16 protein-coding genes are annotated in these 17,698 nt (G+C 68.3%); 6 read left to right on the top strand and 10 right to left on the bottom strand.

Annotated elements, in window-relative coordinates; translation table 11 throughout:
* Window positions 1-13: 13 nt before the first annotated feature.
* Entirely contained in the window at window positions 14-796 is a 783-nt protein-coding gene (locus KEG38_RS45620) for a prolipoprotein diacylglyceryl transferase family protein (protein ID WP_272427033.1), read from the top strand.
* Here the strand turns inward: KEG38_RS45620 and KEG38_RS45615 are convergent.
* Genes KEG38_RS45615 through KEG38_RS45605 form a run of 3 tightly spaced genes read right to left on the bottom strand, consistent with a single transcriptional unit; the run spans window position 702 to window position 2,409 of the window.
* The gene (locus tag KEG38_RS45615) at window positions 702-1,097 is read right to left on the bottom strand and encodes a hypothetical protein (protein ID WP_272427031.1); all 396 of its coding nucleotides are present in this window, start codon (window positions 1,095-1,097) and stop codon (window positions 702-704) included. The genes KEG38_RS45620 and KEG38_RS45615 overlap by 95 nt on opposite strands.
* A gap of 5 nt (window positions 1,098-1,102) precedes the next feature.
* Window positions 1,103-2,182 carry a hypothetical protein gene (locus tag KEG38_RS45610; RefSeq protein WP_272427030.1) on the bottom strand — a complete coding sequence of 360 codons (1,080 nt, stop codon included), beginning with the start codon at window positions 2,180-2,182 and terminating at the stop codon, window positions 1,103-1,105.
* Window positions 2,183-2,202: 20 nt separating this feature from the next.
* The gene (locus tag KEG38_RS45605) at window positions 2,203-2,409 is read right to left on the bottom strand and encodes a hypothetical protein (protein WP_272427029.1); all 207 of its coding nucleotides are present in this window, start codon (window positions 2,407-2,409) and stop codon (window positions 2,203-2,205) included.
* 244 nt (window positions 2,410-2,653) lie between these two features.
* Between KEG38_RS45605 and KEG38_RS45600 the strand changes: the two genes are divergently transcribed.
* Window positions 2,654-4,057, top strand: a complete 1,404-nt coding sequence (locus KEG38_RS45600; protein WP_272427028.1) for a serine/threonine-protein kinase — start codon at window positions 2,654-2,656, stop codon at window positions 4,055-4,057.
* A 443-nt stretch (window positions 4,058-4,500) separates the two neighbouring features.
* On the opposite strand, the gene KEG38_RS45595 is transcribed toward KEG38_RS45600, so the two are convergent.
* Both KEG38_RS45595 and KEG38_RS45590 read right to left on the bottom strand, forming a co-directional pair.
* Window positions 4,501-5,058: a hypothetical protein gene (locus tag KEG38_RS45595; RefSeq protein WP_272427027.1), complete on the bottom strand. Its 558-nt coding sequence runs from the start codon at window positions 5,056-5,058 to the stop codon at window positions 4,501-4,503.
* A 95-nt stretch (window positions 5,059-5,153) separates the two neighbouring features.
* A complete protein-coding gene (locus tag KEG38_RS45590; RefSeq protein ID WP_272427026.1) occupies window positions 5,154-5,903 on the bottom strand; it encodes a hypothetical protein in 750 nt (249 codons plus the stop codon).
* Window positions 5,904-5,972: 69 nt separating this feature from the next.
* Between KEG38_RS45590 and KEG38_RS45585 the strand changes: the two genes are divergently transcribed.
* A complete protein-coding gene (locus KEG38_RS45585) occupies window positions 5,973-6,848 on the top strand; it encodes a hypothetical protein (RefSeq protein ID WP_272427025.1) in 876 nt (291 codons plus the stop codon).
* 27 nt (window positions 6,849-6,875) lie between these two features.
* Here the strand turns inward: KEG38_RS45585 and KEG38_RS45580 are convergent, their stop codons facing one another.
* The 3 genes from KEG38_RS45580 to KEG38_RS45570 all read right to left on the bottom strand — a co-directional run bounded on the left by KEG38_RS45580 (window position 6,876) and on the right by KEG38_RS45570 (window position 12,420).
* The gene (locus tag KEG38_RS45580) at window positions 6,876-7,775 is read right to left on the bottom strand and encodes a nucleotidyl transferase AbiEii/AbiGii toxin family protein (protein WP_272427024.1); all 900 of its coding nucleotides are present in this window, start codon (window positions 7,773-7,775) and stop codon (window positions 6,876-6,878) included.
* A complete protein-coding gene (locus tag KEG38_RS45575; RefSeq protein ID WP_272427023.1) occupies window positions 7,772-9,823 on the bottom strand; it encodes a DUF4365 domain-containing protein in 2,052 nt (683 codons plus the stop codon). The genes KEG38_RS45580 and KEG38_RS45575 overlap by 4 nt, the downstream gene beginning before the upstream one ends.
* Before the next feature lie 323 nt (window positions 9,824-10,146).
* Complete coding sequence (locus KEG38_RS45570) at window positions 10,147-12,420, bottom strand: prolyl oligopeptidase family serine peptidase (protein WP_272427022.1); 2,274 nt, start codon at window positions 12,418-12,420, stop codon at window positions 10,147-10,149.
* 47 nt (window positions 12,421-12,467) lie between these two features.
* Between KEG38_RS45570 and KEG38_RS45565 the strand changes: the two genes are divergently transcribed.
* On the top strand, window positions 12,468-13,166 hold the full coding sequence (locus tag KEG38_RS45565; RefSeq protein WP_272427021.1) for a glutathione S-transferase N-terminal domain-containing protein: 699 nt from the start codon (window positions 12,468-12,470) through the stop codon (window positions 13,164-13,166).
* 10 nt (window positions 13,167-13,176) lie between these two features.
* The gene (locus tag KEG38_RS45560; RefSeq protein ID WP_272427020.1) at window positions 13,177-14,715 is read left to right on the top strand and encodes a hypothetical protein; all 1,539 of its coding nucleotides are present in this window, start codon (window positions 13,177-13,179) and stop codon (window positions 14,713-14,715) included.
* 336 nt (window positions 14,716-15,051) lie between these two features.
* Here KEG38_RS45560 and KEG38_RS45555 read toward each other — a convergent pair whose 3' ends face one another.
* On the bottom strand, window positions 15,052-15,708 hold the full coding sequence (locus KEG38_RS45555; protein WP_272427019.1) for a phosphoribosylanthranilate isomerase: 657 nt from the start codon (window positions 15,706-15,708) through the stop codon (window positions 15,052-15,054).
* A gap of 261 nt (window positions 15,709-15,969) precedes the next feature.
* Here KEG38_RS45555 and KEG38_RS45550 point away from each other — a divergent pair, with 261 nt between their 5' ends.
* Window positions 15,970-16,917, top strand: coding sequence for a M15 family metallopeptidase (locus KEG38_RS45550; protein ID WP_272427018.1), 948 nt, complete (start codon window positions 15,970-15,972; stop codon window positions 16,915-16,917).
* A 70-nt stretch (window positions 16,918-16,987) separates the two neighbouring features.
* On the opposite strand, the gene KEG38_RS45545 is transcribed toward KEG38_RS45550, so the two are convergent.
* Complete coding sequence (locus KEG38_RS45545; protein WP_272427017.1) at window positions 16,988-17,614, bottom strand: hypothetical protein; 627 nt, start codon at window positions 17,612-17,614, stop codon at window positions 16,988-16,990.
* Window positions 17,615-17,698: the final 84 nt, after the last annotated feature.

Below are 17,698 nucleotides of genomic sequence, written 5' to 3'. Positions count from 1 at the left end.
GTAGCAGTCTCGCGTGATCCCCTGGTTCAAGTTTCCCGCCTTGCCGTTCGGCCTCCACGGGTTCGGCCTCTTGCTCACGCTCTCGGTGATCGTGAACCACCTCGTGCTCGTGCGGCGCGCGCGTGCCCTCGAGCTCGGTTCGAAGGGGGCGATCGAGGCGCTCGCGATCGGCACGGTGGCGGCGGCGATCGGCGGCGCGTACGGCGTGGGGAAGCTCGTGGGCGGAGGCGGGACGCTCTCGTCGGCGGGCGGTTGCCTCGGGGCGATCGTGGGCCTCGTGGGGCTCGCGCGGGCGCTGCGGATGCCCGTGCTCGCCGCGGCCGACGCGGCCACGTACGCGTTTCCCTTCGGATGGATTTTTGCGCGCGCGGCTTGCGCGTTCGCGCATGATCATCCGGGCCGGCTCTCCTCGTCCTGGCTCGCCGTGCAGTACCCGGGCGGCGCGCGCTTCGACCTCGGCTTGCTCGAGTGGATGGCGACGCCGCTGCTCGTCGTGCTCGTCGTGCTCGCGTCGCGTCGCGCGTCGCGCCCGGGCGTGGTGACCGGCGTGCTCGCGGTCGCTTATGGAGCCCTGCGTCTGGGCTTGGATTTTTTGCGCGCGGAGGACGGGCGTTTCTCGGATCCGCGGTGGCACGGGCTCACGGCGGCGCAGTGGGTTTGCCTCGGCGTGATGATCCCGGTCGGGATCGTCTTGCTCCTGCTCAAGGCCACCCCGTCGCCGCCCGCAGCGCTTGCCCAAGCAGCGAGCTCACCGCGTTCGCCGCGATCGCCCACCCGAACGCCCTCCGCGCCGTGATCCCCGCCTTCCAGAAGTACGCCGCTTCCACCGCCACGGCGAACCCCTCCGCGAGGACCCCGTACCCGAGGTAGTACCCGAGCTCCCCCAGCACGAACCGCCGATCGGCGCTGATCGCCGCCACGTACAGCGACCTCCACAGGCTCGGCATGACGAACCACACGATCGGGTGCGTGATCGCGCTCGCGCCGAACGCGACGAGCGGCCGCACGCCGAGAGCGCGCCGGTAGATCGGGACCTCGATCGCCTGCGTCAGGACGAACGCCACGCCGTACCGGGCGATCGCCTCCCCGGCCTGCATGCCCGTCAGGCGGCGGCCTCGGGCGGCGACCAGGCGCGGCGGCCTTCGGCCCAGAGGAGAGCGCCCGCGGCGAGCTCGAGATGGCCGTGGAAGAACGCGAGCCGCAGGTAACCGTCTCGCGCGGCGCCCGGACCGAAGAACGCCCACACGATGAGCGCGACCGCGCCGATCGCCGAGAGCCAGAGGATCCACCCGCCGATGTCCCCCGTGAGCGCCCGGAAGCTCTGCCGGTAGGAGCGCGGCGTCTTGCTCGGTCGATCGTCCTCCGGCATGAGCCGGAGCCAGACGATGTAGTGTGTCGCCTGCGCGAACGCGTAGAGCACGACGAACCGCGCTGCGAATGGTCCCGTCGGCATGGGGCTCAGGGTCCACGAGAGGTAGCGCATCCCGAGCCCCGTCCAGCGCGCCTCCGCGCCCCCGCTCCACGCGAGCAAGGGCTCTGCCGCGCCGAGCAAAAGCGCCGCCGTGCCCGCCGCGAAGAGCGCGATCGGCACGAGGTGCAGGCGCGTCTTCCGTGGCCGCCAGGCCCACCAGATCACGACCGCGACGAGGTTGTGCAGGTGCGCGAACGCAAGGTCGGCGAGCCATCCGGCGCGCCGCGCGAGCAGGAACAACGCGCCCACCACGGAGAGTCCGATGAGCCTTCGTGACCACGACGTCCGCGCCACACAGAGCGCGAGCGCCGCGCCGACGAGGCCCCCGCGCACCCCGAAGCCGAGGCCCGCGGCGAGGATGCCCGCGCCGATCGCCGCGAGCACGAGCGGCCGCCGATGCAGGCCCGGCCGCGCCACGAGGTAGCGCACATCCGCGAGCACGTGCGGGATGCCCCAGACGAGCGGCCCCAGCACGAGCATCACGACGGGCCACGACGAGGCCAGGAAAAACGCGGCGACGATGAGCACCGAGCCGAGGACGGCGACACGGCGCTCGCGATCGGTGAGCAGCGAGCGCGAGAGGAAGGGGCCGAGCAGGCGCAGGCCGAGGCGGCGCAGGTGATCGAGGCCCGCGAGCGGGGCGTCGAGCGGTGGCGCCGGGATCGCGGCGACCGAACCGACCAGCTTATGAAATCGCCCTTCCCCTTCCATACGACGCCCTCGCCATGTCCTCAGATCGGGCGCACGTCGCCCGGAGTGGGGAGCGCAGGCCGCTTGCTCATGGCTCCGTCGGGTGCGTCCTCGCCGGCGTCCACGGGCGCCGGCGGATCCGGCGGCGGTCCATCGTTGCCCAGACACATGTCACGAGCGCCGAACCCCGCACCCACGAGCGCGAAAAAGCTGAGGCGCGACCCCCACTGCAAGAAAGAAGCCTTCATGAAATCCCCTCGACGGGCCAAGCCAAGAACGGGGTGCGCCGGCCCAGGCTGCACCCTCTCTGCTTATAGACGATTTCTGACCTCCGAGCCCCGTCCCGCGCGGAAGCGGCAAGAACCCCGCGCAAATCCCCCCTCTTTCGCGAGGGATCGGGGCAGGGGATGAGGACGAACCGACACGTGGGGCGGGTTGTTCTAGGCTCGCGCGGGCGGTGAGCGTAACCTTCCCGGCGAGACCCGACCGTTCATGAAAGCCGGCACCAGGATCGGTGGAAAATACCGCCTCGTGCGCCCCCTCGGGGAGGGGGGGATGGGCGTCGTATGGGCTGCAATCAACGAGCTCACCGAGCGTGAGGTCGCGCTGAAGCTCCTCCGCGGTCTCGACGCCTCGGAGGACGCGCGTCTCCGGCTCCTGCGCGAGGCGCGCGCCTGCGGCCGCATCGTCCACCGCAACGTGGTCGAGATCTACGACGTCGGACAAACCGACGCAGGCGATCCGTTCCTGGTGATGGAGATGCTGAGCGGCGAGACGGTGGGCGAGAAGCTCCAGCGCGAGCGCAAGATCGCCCCCGTCGTGGCGCTGCGCATCGCCGCCGAGACCGCGCGTGGCCTCAAGGCCGCGCACGCGGCGCGCGTCATGCACCGCGACCTGAAGCCTTCGAACCTCTTCCTCCACGAGGAGCCCGGCGGCGAGGCCCCCGTGCTCAAGATCCTCGACTTCGGCGTGAGCAAGACGCTGCAGCAAGGCGCAGACTTCACGGCCACCGGCAAGACGATGGGCTCGCCGGCGTACATGAGCCCCGAGCAAGTGCGCGGGCTGAAGACGGTCGATCACCGCACCGACCTCTGGTCCGTCGGCGTCGTGCTCGCCGAGATGCTGAGCGGCCGCCGCGTCTTCCAGGGTCTCACCCCCTACGGCGCCGCCGCCGAGGTTCTCTCCGGTCGGATCCGCGGTTTGTCGGACCTGATGCCCGACGCAGACCCGCGCATCGCCGCCGTGGTCGATCGCTGCCTGCAGCGCGACGTCGACAAGCGGTTCGCCTCCGCCGACGAGCTGCTCGACGCCCTGACGCCGCTGCTCGGCGACGACCGTCCCGGCCTGCCCCCCGCAGCGGCGATCAAGGCCGCCAGGCCCTCGTCGATCGCGCCGGCGCCGCCGCCCCTGCCGGTCATCACCGACCCGGGCATGAGCACCGAGGAGGTGACGCCGACCGACTTCACGCCGCCGCCGATGATGGACGATACGTCGCAGTACGCAGTGCCGCTCGACATGCGTGACACGGTGCGCCCAGCGCCGATCAGCATGCCTCCGTCCGGCGCGCACGGGCTGCCCATCCTCGGGCGTGACTCAGCGCCACCGGACAGCGCGGACCTGACGCACACCGACGCAGTCCCGGCCGGGCTCGCCGCGGCAGCCGAGGAGGCGGCCGCATCGCCATCGGGCGCGGTGCCCGTCGTGCTCTGGGACGAATACCTCCGCAAGAAGGCCGAGGAGGTCCCAGACGCGCCGCTCGCCGCAGACGCGGAAGGTTCTTCGCAAGACGCCGCGCTCGCAGAGGCGGCGCCAAAGAGTCGAGGCGTCATCTATGCCGCCGCTGGGCTCATGCTCGTGGCGCTCGTGGCGTTCGCGGCGGTGATGATGGCGCGGTAGCGCTGGGGCGTTGCCCCAGGCCCCACCAGGGGTTGTCCACCCCTGGACCCGGACCAGCGCAAGCGCTGGACCCGGGATCGATGAACTGCGCTTCGCGCAGTTCATCGAACAGACCCCATGGGCCAACCGGCCCACCCCCTCGCATGAAACTCGGTCACGCCGGGCGGATGAGCGGAAGGCGCTCGGGCGCGAGTTTCATGGCAGGCCAGGTCAAGACCAACGACGACCCTGCCAGCCAAGACAGCAGCGCTGACCTTTCGACGGGAGCGTTGTCCCTGGTCTTCCAACGGGCCCGTTGGAAGAACTGCGCATCGCGCAGTTCTTCCACCCCGAGTCCAGGGCTTGCCCTGGTTCGGGTCGAGGGGCGAACAGCCCCCGCGGGGTCCGGGGCAGAGCCCCGGCGCGGCGCCTCCAACACGACACCGTTGCGCCTCAAACCATCGTCAGCCTGCGCAGGCGGGGCACCTTTGGCGCACGAGGTCCTCGGCTTTGCGCACGCGATCCTTTGCGCTTGCGCATCGTGCGTCGTCCTCGCCGGCGAGGTCGCAGAGGTGGGTGGCGGCGCGGCCCATCGACTGCAGGGCGCGGCATGCGGTCATGCATGGATCGTCTGACACGGGCGTGGCCTCGTCTGCGCTGGGCGCCTCGGCGCGCTTTGCTTCGGTCTCGACCTTCCGATCGGGATGCGCGGGCGTGATGGCCGTGGGCGCGGGCGTCGGCGTGAGGGGCGGCGGTGCGGGCGGCGGTGCGGCGAAGGTAGGCTGCGTCCCGGTTGTTGCCTGCTGCGCCATGGCTTGCATGGGGGGGGTTGGGTACAGGCCGAGCGCGGAGTGCACCTCGCGCTCGGCTTGATCGAGTGCGGCTGCTGGGTCTTGGGGGGGTGCACCGGTTGCGCCTGGGGAGGGCACGCTGCCGCCGCAGCCGAGGGCGAGGAGGGGCGCGGCGAGCGAGGCCAGAACGAGAGCGACAATCCGTGTGGCGCGGCGGGGCTTGCGATTCATGCGGTCTCCACGGTGGACGTTCGGCGCGCTGGATCCGGCTCACCTGTGCGGTTGGCCTCGGCCGGACAACGCGCGGGCCCTCTGCACCTTACAGGTCAGAGTGCGCTTCGTGCGCCGGACTCGTGTAGCTCGAGCAGCTCCTTCGTCACGGCGGCGCTGCCTCGTGTGCCCTCGGAACGGACGAACCCGGTGATGGGCACGGCGGGGTGACGGAAGACTGTCTCCTTCGTCTTCACGCCGCCTTCCTCGTGCTCGGCCTCGTACACGAAGCAGCCTTGGAACAGACCGGCCGTCACCTTCGCCTCCTTGCGCTCGACCTTTGCGAAGTCCGGCGGCGGGTTCAGGATCGCGGCGAATTCCTCGACGCTTTCGGCGGCTTTTAGAATCGCGTCCCGCGGCTCGGTTTGCTCCTGCACCGGGCCGGTATCGGCCTTCGTCCGCATCTTGCGGATCGCGTTCTTGTCGAAGCCTTTGCTTGCTGCGTTCTCCACCAGGAACTGGGAGATCGTCGTGCCGGTCGGCGTGTTCGCCTCGATCTCGTACCAGAACGCCTCGCCTTCTTTGCCCACGATTCGCACGAAGACCTGGGACGGCGGCACGCCCTTCGACTCCACGGCGAACCGGATCCACTGGCCCACGGCGAGCGGCTTCAGCGCGAAAGACTCGGCTGCCGGGTACTCCTGCACGGGGCGCGCGGCCCTCTTCTCCCGTGGCTTGGTGGTCGACGGCTTCGTCTCGGGGGCTTCCTGGGCGGGCGCTTTCTCCGGGCTCTCTTGCTTGTTCTGGCAGCCGAGCGCGACGAGCGCGAAGAGCAACGAAAGCGAGTGCATCGGGATCCGCGTCATCGGGGAGGAAGGAAGCACGACGCGGAAGGAAATGGCAAGCGAGACGGGCCTACGATAGGCTCGCTGCTCATGTCCTTGCCCGATGGTTATTCGCTTCTCCGCGCCGAGGAGAAGCTCGATGCGCTCTGGGCCCGCGTGAGCTCCGATCCGTACCCGGAAGGCGCGCTCCCCACGAGCGTCCCGGGCCCCTGGGGGCGGCGCAAGCTCTTCAGCACCGCGTTCAACCGCGGCTCGTTCGAGCTCTCCGGCGACGAGCTGCCGCCGGATCGCCCGAAGCTCGTGCACACGTATGGCACGTGCGCGCGCGTGACCCTGAAGATCACGGCAGAGCTTCCGTATACCGGCGTCCTCGCGAAGGGCGGATCCGCGCTGCTCCGCTTCTCGGATGCGAAGGGCGGCGGCAGCTTTGCGCCCTCGATCGCGCTGAAATTCTTCGTGACCGGCAAGCCTTCGCTGAACTTCCTCGGGCTGCCGAACGACTATCGCGAGAAGGGCGACCTGCGCTGCTTCTCCAGCGTCTATTGCAACTCCACCGTGCCGGCGAAGGAGTTCGATACGAAGCTCGTGCAGGCCGCGTTCCAGAAGGCCGCGAACTCGCTCGGGGGCACGCGGCTTTACAGCGTGTACCTGCCGCTGCACCACCTCGCGGGCATGGGCGCGGACGGCGCGACGGCGGACAACCCCGTCGTGCCCGACCGTATCGAGTTCCACCCGACGGCGGAGGCGAAACGCGCCTGCCCGGATACGTCGGACTTCCGGCTCTCGCTCGGCCGCGTGCCCGCCGGGATCAAGCTCTTTGATGTGCACGTCGCGCCGAAGATCGACCAGCCGACCAAGCCCTTGGGCGAGCTCTGGCTCGACAGCGCGTTCGTCGCTTCCAAGTACGGCGACGAGCGGCTCTTCTTCGCGCATGACGTCGGGCCGACGACGCCTGGCCCGCATTGAGCGGAGGCGGGGAAGGAATACCCGCGTTCAGCGCGCGCGCCAGGTCCACGCGATGGGATCCCAGGTCCCGTCGTGGCCGGTGAGGATCGGATCGAGGAAGGCGCTCACGTGGGTGAAGACGGCTTCGAGCGTCGGCCACGGGAGGGCGTTTTCGCGGGCAAGTCTTGCGTACGGCGCGGGCCAGCTTGCGGGCGGAGCTGGCAGCGACGCAGGGGTCGGATGCACAGCGCGGAACGTGAATGTCGCCTCGATCGTGCGCCGGAGTGTGTCGCCATCGAAGGGGCCTGTCGTGGCGAGCAAGGCCATATCGGGCAGATCCTTGACGCGCGAGTTTTCCCGCGGCCTTGGCTGCGTGTATGCGTGCAGCTTCTCCGCGAGATGAACCTCGCGCGCGTACGCACGGATCTTCGTGGGTGGCAAGCCCGCGAATTGGAAGAAGTCGTTGCCGGTGCGCAGCTCGGGCGGCACGAGCATGCGATCCCCGAAGGCCACGTCGAGGCCGAACGGATCGCCGTAACGCTTGCCTGCGAGCCTCGTGTGGATCTGGAATCGAAGGCCCTCGTACACGATCCCTTCACCTTCGATGGTGGGATGATCGGCGTGTGGCAGCGCTTCGAAGACCAAGAAGTCGCCGAGATCGATGCGTCCTGCGGTCTGGACCTCGTCGAGCAGGTTTTCGGAGCGACCGTGCAAGGTCAGATCGACGTCTTTCGTCAAGCGAGCACGCGGAACGAGGAGCGCGAGCGCGACGCCGCCCTTCAGGATCGCGCGGTCGCCGAAGTGGCTGAGCAAGCGCGCGAGGAACCTGTCGAAGATGCAGCGCTGCCGGAAGGGCTGGACCTTGAGGCCAAGCGCCTCGGCTTCCCTTCGGATGCGGTCCTCGAGGGACTGCTTGAATGCATCCGCCGACCTGAACCTCGTGCTCATGCGGATTTGGCTCTCACGGCTTGAAGGGCCTGCGCCTCGGCCCTGCTGATCATGCCGCGCGTACGTGCCTGCGCGAGCGCTTGGTCGAGTAGATCTGGGGAGAGGTGGTCCTCGATGCAATCCAGGAGCGTCCGGTAAGGCTTCGTGAACGGGACAGGGCCCATCCAGGTGATCTCGGAGGGATCCACAGTACCGTGGTAAATGGCGACCTGGGGGCCGAGCTCCACGCCTTCGGGCATCTGGTATCCTGGTGGGAGCGTGATGTGCTGGCGGGCGGGGAGGATGTCTGAGAGCTCGTGAAGCGCGAGTGCCGTATCGTGCGAGAAGACGGCTTTCTTGTCGGTCAGGAGCCAGGTGACGACGAGGTCTTCGTGTTCGTTTGTCGGAGGGAACTGGACGAGGCGGAAGACGTTGCCGCCGCCGTAGGACTCGACGCGCTCCTCGATTTGGAGCTGGTCGGCGGAGGTGAAGCCCGCTTCGAGCGCCTGGGCGAGGGTGAAGTAGCCGGATTGGGCCGAGGCGATGTCGTAGAGGCGGTCGTGAGGCGGGGGCCAGTCGAGGAACTCAGCGACCAGTGAAACGTCATCGATGTGCAGGGGGACCGGTTTGCCCGTTGCGCGGGCTCGGGCCAGGGCGTCTCTCACCGCCGTCACCACGCGGTCGGGTTCCTGAACGACCTCCTTGACGCGACCCAGGGGTATCTCCACGCCGAGCAGGTTCATCTTGCAACCGTCGAGGTGCTGCACGACGTCAGGATTGGCTCGATCTGGTAGGGCATCGGCATCCGGTGAAACCATGAAGGACAGCCGCTTGCGCATCTGCACCCGCCCATTCCTGCATGCTTCGTAGAGAACCGCGATGCGCATCATCTCGTCGTGGGTGATTCCCTGGTCGAGATGGATGGAGTCGATTCCTTTGATGTAGGGCTCTAGGAAGGCAAGCTTTTCGAGCGTGTCGTGGAGTCCCTCGGCGACAGGATCAGCGGGAAGCGATGGGAGCGGCTGATCGAGGATCGTTTGCCCCGTTCGTTCGTCCACGACCCGGAGGCGGCTCCCCGGCTGATTGGCAGCAAAGAAAAAAGCCGCTGCCTCTCGTGCTTCCTGGATGGTCTTCCCGAAACGCGACATGCGGAAGGTGAAACTGCCGTCCGCGTCTTCGTTGCCAACCGCGATGAACGTAATGGTTCGACCCTGATGCTCGTTCGTGAGCGTCAGATGCTTGCGCCCCTGTTTCGTGGGCTTCAGTTCGATACCAGGTATCGAAGCCGTTACATTGCGAGCTCGAACCTCGACCCGCACGTTGAGGCTGACCACCCGTGTCGTCGGCGTGATCCTCACGCGCGTCGCAGGAGGGCGATCCCCATACATTCGACGGTGCCATTCCGGCATCTGGATCTGGGGCACGCCCAGCCCCTCGAAGGTCACCTCGTTGCCGCGATCCAGCGCTTCTCGGAACGCTTCGTAGGTGACCTTGTCCGTGAATCGAATGGTGCCCGTCATCTCCTCGTCGCGCACCCGGCCCGCGACGAGCGCCAGCGAATGATCCGCCACCGCCCACCGCAGCCGCCTCATTCCCTCGGCATCCGTTCCGTGCGCGGCCGGCACCTCCACCGTCACCGTCTCCTTCTTCCGCCACCCTTTTCCTTTCTTCTCCAGCGCTTCCAGGATCCGCGGCACCGTCTCCCAGTATCCCCGCCGCATCTCCACGTCCCAGATCACGAGCACCACGAGCTGCGTCTGTTTCTCCCAGTGCCGAAGATCCTTCGCATCGAGGCGGTACTTCAGCGTATCGGGCGTACGCTGCCCTTTTCGTTGCTCCGCGTCTCGCACGCTCTTGAGCTGCACGTAAAACGAGAGCCCCGTCGACTCGCCGCCGTCCCAGATCTGGACGTGAAAGTCCTCCCCGTAGTCCTTTCGCGGCCCCCACGGCTTCCAGCTCAGCTCGGCGAGGCGATCGATGAGCTGGCCGACGCTCCTCTGCTCCTGGTCGTCCGCTGCTCCCGAGCGCCGCTTCCCGGCCCCACCGCTCTCGCGCTTCCCAGTTTTCATCGGCCCGCCCACTCTACCACCACGGCGCGCCCAAGACCCGATCCCGCCGCCTGCCTCGCCGGCGAGCCCCCCGCCCTGATCCGACTCCGCCGCTTGCCTCGCCGACGAGACCCCGGTCCTGATCGGACCTGCTCCGGGGCCTCGCGGCCGAGACCCCCGCCCTGATCGGACTCCGCCGCTTGCCTCGCCGACGAGACCCCGGCCCTGATCGGACCTGCTCCGGGCCTCGCCGACGAGACCCCCGCCCTGATCGGATCTCCTCCGGGGCCTCGCCGACCACGCCCCCCGGGTGAACTTACGTCGTACCGAGATGTAGGTGCAGGTCAGCCGGGAGGCGTCACGCCGAGCTGCCAGAACAGGAACGAATACACGTCCGTCGCCTCCTCGATCTTCTTCGAGATCGGCTTGCCCGCGCCGTGCCCGGCTTTCCCTTCGACGCGCAGCAAAATCGGCTTGTCCCCGCCCGCCTCCGCCTGCAGCAGCGCCGCCATTTTGCGCGCATGCAGCGGATCCACGCGGCTGTCGCCCTCCGCCGTTGCGAAGAGCACGGCGGGGTAGGGCGTCCCGGGCTTCACGTTGTGATAAGGCGAATACGCCCGCAGCCACTCGAATTGCGTCGGATCCTCGGCCGAGCCGTATTCGGGGATCCAGAGCTTCGCGATCAAGAACTTGTGGTAGCGAATCATGTCGAGCAGCGGCACCGCGCATACCGCCGCGCGGAAGAGCTCCGGCCGCTGCGTGATCGCCGCGCCGACCAGCAATCCCCCGTTCGAGCCGCCCATCACCGCGAGCCGCTCCGAGGACGTCACCTGGTCCGCAAGGAGCTTCTCGGCGACCGCATACAGATCGTCGAACACGTTTTGCTTCGACGCGAGCATCCCCGCGCGGTGCCACGCCTCGCCGTATTCACCGCCGCCGCGCAGGTTCGCCACCGCCACCACGCCGCCCTGCTCCAGCATCACGTACCGCGAGCCCGCGAACGCCGGCATCTGCGCGATATTGAACCCGCCATACCCCGTGAGCACCGTCGGGGCCTTCCCGTCCCGGGCCACGCCTTTCTTGTGGACGAGGAAGTACGGCACCAACGTCCCGTCCTTCGAGCGCGCTTTTTCCTGCGTCACGACGAACTCGGACGCGTCCACGGGCGGCTTGATCTCGGCCCAGGTGCTCACCTTCTCCGTCGCGAGGTCGAAACGGAGCACCGTGCTCGGCACGGCGAACGAGGTGAACCCGACGAACGCTTCGTGCCCGTCCCACTCGCCACTCGCGCCGCCCGTCGTGCCGATCGTGGGTAGCGTGATCTCGCCCTTGGGCTCGCCCGTCGCCGAGAAGCGCTTCACCACCGAGTGCGCGTCGACGATGTACGTCGCGAAGATCTGCCCGCCGATCGAGGTGACCGCCTGCAGCACGTCCTTCGTCGCCGGCAGGATCTTCTTCCAGTGCTCGCGCGCGGGCTTCTGCGGGTCGACGCGATAGAGCTCGTACGTCGGCGCGCTGTCGTTCGTCCGGACGAGCAGGGAGTCGTCGTACACGTCGACGTCGTAGATCGCGTTTTCCTTCGGCACCGCGAACGGCACGAACGTGGCTTGGGGCCCGGCTTTGCGATCGAGCAGGTACGCCTCGATCCGGCTCCAGCCCATGTGCACGGTCGCCACGAGCCAGCGGCCGTTCGGCGAGATCAAGACGCTCGGCGAGTCCGTCATCGCGCGGCCCTCACCGAACACCAGCGGATCCTTCTCCCAGGGCCGACCGATCTGATGCAGGTAGATCTTGCGGTGATAATGCTCTTCGCCCGCGGGCACGTCGCCCTTCTGCGGGAAGCGCGTGTAATAGAACGATTTCCCGTCGGGCAGCCACGCGACGGAGGCGTACCGCGCGCGCGGGATCACCTCGGTCTCGGGCAGGTTTTTCCCGGTCTCCACGTCCATCACGTAGAGCGTGCTTTGCTCGTCGCCGCCCGAGGAGAGCCCGTACGCGAGCTTCTTGCCGTCCTGCGACGGCACCCAGAAATCGAGCGAGACGAGCCCGTCCTTGCCGAGCGTGTTCGGATCCACGAGCTTGCGATCCGCGCCATCCACGCCGTCGCGCACGTAGAGCACCGGCTGATCCTCGGACGGCGCCTGGCGCGTGTAGAAATAACGGCCTTTGCCTTTCTTCGAGGCATAGACCGCGGGCGTGCCGACGGACCCGATCCGCAAGAGCGACTCGATGCGGCGCGTGAGCGCGGCGCGGCCGGGCAGCGTGGCGAGGGCCTTCGCCGTGCGCTCGTTCTGCGCCGCTTGCCAGACCTTCACCTCGTCGCTCTCGCCGTCTTCGAGCCAGCGGTAAGGGTCGTGGATCTCCTTGCCGTGCAGCGTCTCGACGATGTCCTCGCGCCGCGTGGGCACGGGCGGCTCGCGGCGAGCGGGCGCGGGCGTGGGCGCGGCGACGGCGCTCGCCGTGGGGGCGAGGGAGCCTGTGAGGTGATTCGGGGGCGGATCGGCGGGCGGAGGGGGGTTTCCAGAACAGGCCATGGATACGAGCAGCGAGGGCAGGAAGAAGAGGGTCTTCGGGCGATGAACGGAGCGCACAGCGCCCGCAGCTTTACCCGCGCGCACGCCGTCGGCACTTCAATTCTGCCCCGGGATCACGTAACCAGGAGTCCATGAATCGAACCCTCGACGTCGCGACCTCGTTCGCAGCCACCCTGGCGCGTCTCGCCGGGGGCTTACGTTCCGGACACCTCGGCGAGCGTCCCGACAAGCTGCTCGAGCTCTACGAGTTCGAGGGCTGTCCGTTCTGCCGCAAGGTGCGCGAGGCCCTCACGATCCTCGACCTCGAGGCGATGATCTACCCGTGCCCGCGCGGCGGGAGCCGCTTCCGCGCTGTCGTGAAGGAGCGCGGCGGCAAGCACCAGTTCCCGTTCCTCGTCGACCCGAACACGGGCGTCTCGATGTACGAGTCGAACGACATCGTGGCCTATCTCTTCCGCGTCTACGGCGACGGCAAGGTGCCGCTCTGGCTCGGCCTCGGCCCGCTGACGAACGCCACGGCGATGATGGCGTCGGCGTTCCGGCCGGGGTTCGGCGCGTTCGCGCGGCCCTCGCGCGCGCCCGAAAAACCGCTCGAGCTCTGGAGCTTCGAGGCCTCGCCGTACTGCCGCATCACGCGGGAGGTGCTCTCCAGCCTGGAGATCCCGTACCGGCTGCACAACGTGGCGAAGTTCAGCCCGAGCCGGCAGGCCTTCATCGCGCGGAGCGGCAAGATGCAGGTGCCCTTCCTCCACGACCCGAACACGGGCGTGGACATGTTCGAGTCGGCCGACATCGCGGAGTACCTGCGGAGGACGTACGAAATCCGCTGACGAGTCTTCGATGCCGCGCGCGGCGGAGCCCCCGATCGGGCCGAAATCGACGCTGTACCTCGTGGTCTCGTACCGCCACCCGGACGGGCTCGCAGGCACGTTCGACCTCGAAGGCTACGAGAAGAAGCTCCTCGCGCGCGGCGACTTCAAGCCGAAGAAGATCGACGATCCGGCGCTCTTGCCGCACCTCAACATCCACGTGCGCGACGGGCGGCTCCTCCGCGCCTACGAGCCCACGGGCAAGCTCGCGAACCTCTTCGATCCACGCGCGACGTGGGTCTTCGAGCGCGCGCCGAAGAAGGCGAAGCCCGAGGCCGAAGCGGGCAAACCAGACAAACCGGACGCGGACAAACCCGATCACGCGTCCGCGTCGAAGGAGCCCCGCAAGGACAAGAACGGCGGGATGCCCTGCAAGATCACGACGCCGCCGCGGCTCTTCGTGATCGAGACGGGGTACGTGTTCGTCGTGGTCGGCATCAAGCCGACGGCGCTCACGTTGACCGCGTTCCAGGACCTCTACGCGGCCGTCGTGCGTCGCGGCATGACGCACCTCTTGCCGGAAAGCATGCCGCGCAAGAAGGCGGGCAAGGACGGCGAGATGAAGGCGCATCCGCTCGTGGCGATGGGCGAGGAGGCGCATCTCGACGACACGACGGTCCGGCACTGGCTCAAGCTCTTCATCCCCGACGTGATGCTCGACGCGCCGATCGGGAGCTGGCCAAACCCGATGAGCGTGAACGTGCTCTACACGGAAGGTCTGCCCGACGCCGCGGCGCGGCATCGCCTGCGGCTCGCGCACGGGAGTGATCAGCCGATCGACCCATCCGCGGCCGACTGCCGCATCGAGGGACATCCGGCGATGTGGGAGCCCTCGGCGCGCGAGCTTTGCGTGTTCTCCCCCGTCGGCGTGACCTGGATGATCTGGCCGCTCGACGCGAAGGGTCTGCTCTCGCAGTTCGAGTCCACAATGCTCGAGCGTTACCTCTACAAGTGGGTGCTCATCGAGCACGAGCGGCTGTTCTTGCTGGAGCTCTCGTCGGCGTGCGCGAGCATGTCGAACCGCCCCGACGGCCGCATCTTCGGCCGCCTGCGCCTCGCGCTGCTGCAGTACACGGCGAAGTTCAGCTTCGGCCACATCAGCTCGGAGGAGCGGCACGACCGCTTCTACTGCGGCCTGCGCAACGCGCTCGACATCGGCGGGCTCTTCGAGGAGGTGAAGGGCGAGATCACCGAGATCGACGAGTACCTGTCGGACAAACGCGCCGACCTCTTGAACCAGGTGCTCGCGTTCTTGACGCTCGTCCTCACGCCAGTCGGGCTCGTGATCGGGATCTTCGAGCGCGAGACGTTGCCCTCGTTCGATGTCGCGTGGAAGGACCTCGTCGGAGAGAACGCGTGGGCGACGTGGGCCAAGCTCGTCTTCCACGTCCCCCTGTGGCTGACCGTGCTCTCGGCCGTCGTCGGGTTCGTCCTGTTCACGCGCCTGCTCGGCATGAGCACGGTGCGCGGGCTCGTGCGGCGGATCAAGAATCCAGGCGCCGACGAGTAGAGCATCGATCGCTGGGGCGTTGCCCCAGGCCCCACCAGGGGCTATCCGCCCCTGGACCCGGACCAGCCAGGGGCTGGACCCGGGGTCGATGAACTGCGCGATGCGCAGTTCATCGAACAGGCCGAGGCAAGACCGGCGAAGGACGCTGCCAGCCAAGATCGCCGCGACTGGCAACGTCGTCCCTGGTCTTGCCACGGACCCGTTGGAAGAACTGCGCATCGCGCAGTTCTTCCACCAAAGGTCCAGGGCTTGCCCTGGTTCGGGTCGAGGGGCGAACAGCCCCCGCGGGGCCCGGGGCAGCGCCCCGGCGCGGCGGCATCAAGTAGAGACCAATGCTCAGCGTGCGGGGAGGGCCGCGAAGAAATCTTCGAGCTTGGCCGGGTCGAGCTTGCCGTTGGTGCGTACGCCGTTGCAGAGATCGACGCCGAAGGGGCGCACGGTGCGGATTGCGGTCGCGAGGTTGTCCGAACGGAGCCCGCCTGCGAGGTAGACTGGCAGCCGCACGCGCTCGCGGAGCCGCGCGCTGATCTGCCAATCGTGCGTGCGCCCTGTCCCGCCGAGCTCCTTCACGGGCAGGTTCGGGTTGCCTGAGTCGAGCAGCACCGCGTCGACCTTGCCTTCGAGCTCGATCGCCTCGTCGATTGCCTCCTCGCCCATCACGTGCACGACCTGCACGATGCCGATGCCGGGCATCGCGGCGCGCAGCTCCTCGTACGTGCCCGACAGCAGCCGATCGAGGATCTGCACGACGCTCGTGCGGCAGCGTCTTTGCTGCTCGATGATGGCGGAGGCGTCTTGGTGGCTCGTGAGGAGGAAGGTGGCGACGCCCGGCGGGACGCGCGTTGCGATGGCGGTGATCTGCTCCTCGGTGATCGCGCCTGGCCCGCTCGGGACGGGGCCGACGAGGCCGAGGGCGGAGGCGCCCGCGCGAACGGCGATCCACGCCTCTTCCTCGGAGGCGATGCAGCAGATTTTTACGCGCGTGAGGGGCATGGGCAGGGAGCGCATCGCGAGATTGCGGGCCTACCTTGCCCGCCGGCTCACCTCTACGCGGAAGCTCCGCCGGTGTGAAGTTTTTTTCGAACCCCGCCCATGCTCGCGCGATTGCGTCGACATCGAGACGAGGGGCCCGCGCGTGGATCCTTTTTCCACCTGGGGCATCGGCGATCCACCCCATTCGGGCTGCAATTCGAGACGATTGGACGACAAAAGGCCTCGGGCGCGCGCGGCACGCGGCGTGCTGTAGAGGCCGGCATGGACGCTCGCCCGACCCAATTCCGTGTTCTCGCCTTCGCCGCTGCCCTCGCCGCCATGCCCGTGTTTGCGGGCTGTATGGCCGAAGCCCCGCCCGAGGAGCTCGCCGGAGAGCCCGAAGGCGTCGAATCCCCCGAGCCGACCGATACCGTGGACGAGGCCGTGGCCGGCAGCACCGTCGCGCAGGCCGCCGCGTCGAGCTGCTCGACGTCGAGCGTGAAAGCGCTCTCGCTGCAGATCATCGCTGAGGCGCGGTGCTTGAATCCCGACGCGTACGTGCCGATCACGAAGACCTCGAACGTGACGTTCGGCAGCGCGGTCTTTGCGTACCTGGAGAAGCCCGCGGCCGACAGGCTCGTGGCGGCGCTGAAGGATAACCCCGGCAAGTCGATGACGATCAACTCGGCGCTCCGGACCGTGGCGCAGCAATACATGCTTTACAACTGGTACCAGAATGGCCGGTGCAGCATCAGCCTCGCGGCGAAGCCTGGCAACAGCAATCACGAGACGGGCCTCGCGCTCGACGTGAGCCAGTACAGCACGTGGAAGACGATTCTGACGAACAAGGGCTTCAAGTGGCTCGGGTCGAGCGACGCGGTGCATTTCGATTACGCGGGCTCGGGCGCGGTGAGCTACAAGGGCCTCGACGTGAAGGCGTTCCAGCGGCTGTGGAACCGCAACAACCCGGGCGATACGATCTCGGTCGACGGCGTGTGGGGCCCGCAGACGGAGGCGCGCATGAAGAAGTCGCCCGCGGGCGGCTTCGCGAAGGGCGCGACGTGCGGCTCGGCGATCATGTACGACGATCAAAACGGCGAGATCGAGGGCGTGGACGAGGCATTCTCGCGTGACCCGAACGATCCGGAGTTCTTCGTGCCGCTGCCGATCGACGCGGTCGAGGCGCAAGGCGAGCTCGAGCACGAGGCCTGCACGGACCACGCACACTGATTCGCGGGAACGGCGAGAAGGAGTGAAAAGGGCGCGGGACGGTCTCCCGCGCCCTTTTTCATTGAATGGCTCAGTAGGGGAGCTGCGCCGGCGGCGGGGGCGGCGGCGGCAGGGTGTCGAGGGGACAATCGTCCTTCGGCGGAGGCGGCGGCGGAGGCGGCAGAGGCTCCTGCTGCACAGGCCCCTGCTGCGGAGGCTGCTGCACAGGCCCCTGCTGCGGAGGCTGCTGCACAGGCCCCTGCTGCGGCGGCAGTGGCGGCGGCGGCGGAGGCGGAGGCGCGATCGGCGCGCAGACCTCGATGCACCCCGCGCCGTACGTCGACCCCCCACATTCGAGGCAGCGCTGCCCGCCCCCGCAGGTCGGGTCGGGGATGCATTGGGCGTCCGCCAGGCAATATCCCAGGCACGACGCGTCATTCCCCGGCTCGCAGCCGCCGGCGGGAAACACGCACGAGACCGCGCAGTCCCTGCCGTAGCTGCAGCGCCCCGGCGGAAGCTCGGAGGCGCAATGGAATCCCCGGCACCCCGTCCTGGGCGTGAACGGGTCGCTTGCAATGGGCGTCCCCCAGGCCTCGCCTACCTCATCGCTCGTGCTGCCGAGCGCTCCCTCGCCGGCCGGATCGTCAGCGTCGCAACCGATGACCATTGCCGCCAAGCTGCCGAAGATGATCCCGACAACATTCCATCGCTTGATCATGATGGACCTCCCCCATTCCCTGCTTCACGGCGGACGGTGCCGTCCGATGAGCGCACACCTTCACCCTCGGCGCCGGCACCGTCC

Origin of the sequence: Polyangium jinanense (genome assembly GCF_028435265.1) — a bacterium.
Taxonomy (GTDB): Bacteria; Myxococcota_A; Polyangia; order Polyangiales; family Polyangiaceae; genus Polyangium; species Polyangium jinanense.
The sequence above is the reverse complement of the archived record's forward strand: the minus strand, read 5'-3'. Positions and strand labels throughout refer to the sequence as shown.

Coding starts and splice junctions, on each gene's coding strand:
- KEG38_RS45615 (WP_272427031.1), bottom strand. CDS start 1,097: ATGCAGGCCGGGGAGGCGATCGCCCGGTACGGCGTGGCGTTCGTCCTG.
- KEG38_RS45610 (WP_272427030.1), bottom strand. CDS start 2,182: ATGGAAGGGGAAGGGCGATTTCATAAGCTGGTCGGTTCGGTCGCCGCG.
- KEG38_RS45605 (WP_272427029.1), bottom strand. CDS start 2,409: ATGAAGGCTTCTTTCTTGCAGTGGGGGTCGCGCCTCAGCTTTTTCGCG.
- KEG38_RS45600 (WP_272427028.1), top strand. CDS start 2,654: ATGAAAGCCGGCACCAGGATCGGTGGAAAATACCGCCTCGTGCGCCCC.
- KEG38_RS45595 (WP_272427027.1), bottom strand. CDS start 5,058: ATGAATCGCAAGCCCCGCCGCGCCACACGGATTGTCGCTCTCGTTCTG.
- KEG38_RS45590 (WP_272427026.1), bottom strand. CDS start 5,903: ATGACGCGGATCCCGATGCACTCGCTTTCGTTGCTCTTCGCGCTCGTC.
- KEG38_RS45585 (WP_272427025.1), top strand. CDS start 5,973: ATGTCCTTGCCCGATGGTTATTCGCTTCTCCGCGCCGAGGAGAAGCTC.
- KEG38_RS45580 (WP_272427024.1), bottom strand. CDS start 7,775: ATGAGCACGAGGTTCAGGTCGGCGGATGCATTCAAGCAGTCCCTCGAG.
- KEG38_RS45575 (WP_272427023.1), bottom strand. CDS start 9,823: ATGAAAACTGGGAAGCGCGAGAGCGGTGGGGCCGGGAAGCGGCGCTCG.
- KEG38_RS45565 (WP_272427021.1), top strand. CDS start 12,468: ATGAATCGAACCCTCGACGTCGCGACCTCGTTCGCAGCCACCCTGGCG.
- KEG38_RS45560 (WP_272427020.1), top strand. CDS start 13,177: ATGCCGCGCGCGGCGGAGCCCCCGATCGGGCCGAAATCGACGCTGTAC.
- KEG38_RS45555 (WP_272427019.1), bottom strand. CDS start 15,708: ATGCCCCTCACGCGCGTAAAAATCTGCTGCATCGCCTCCGAGGAAGAG.
- KEG38_RS45550 (WP_272427018.1), top strand. CDS start 15,970: ATGGACGCTCGCCCGACCCAATTCCGTGTTCTCGCCTTCGCCGCTGCC.
- KEG38_RS45545 (WP_272427017.1), bottom strand. CDS start 17,614: ATGATCAAGCGATGGAATGTTGTCGGGATCATCTTCGGCAGCTTGGCG.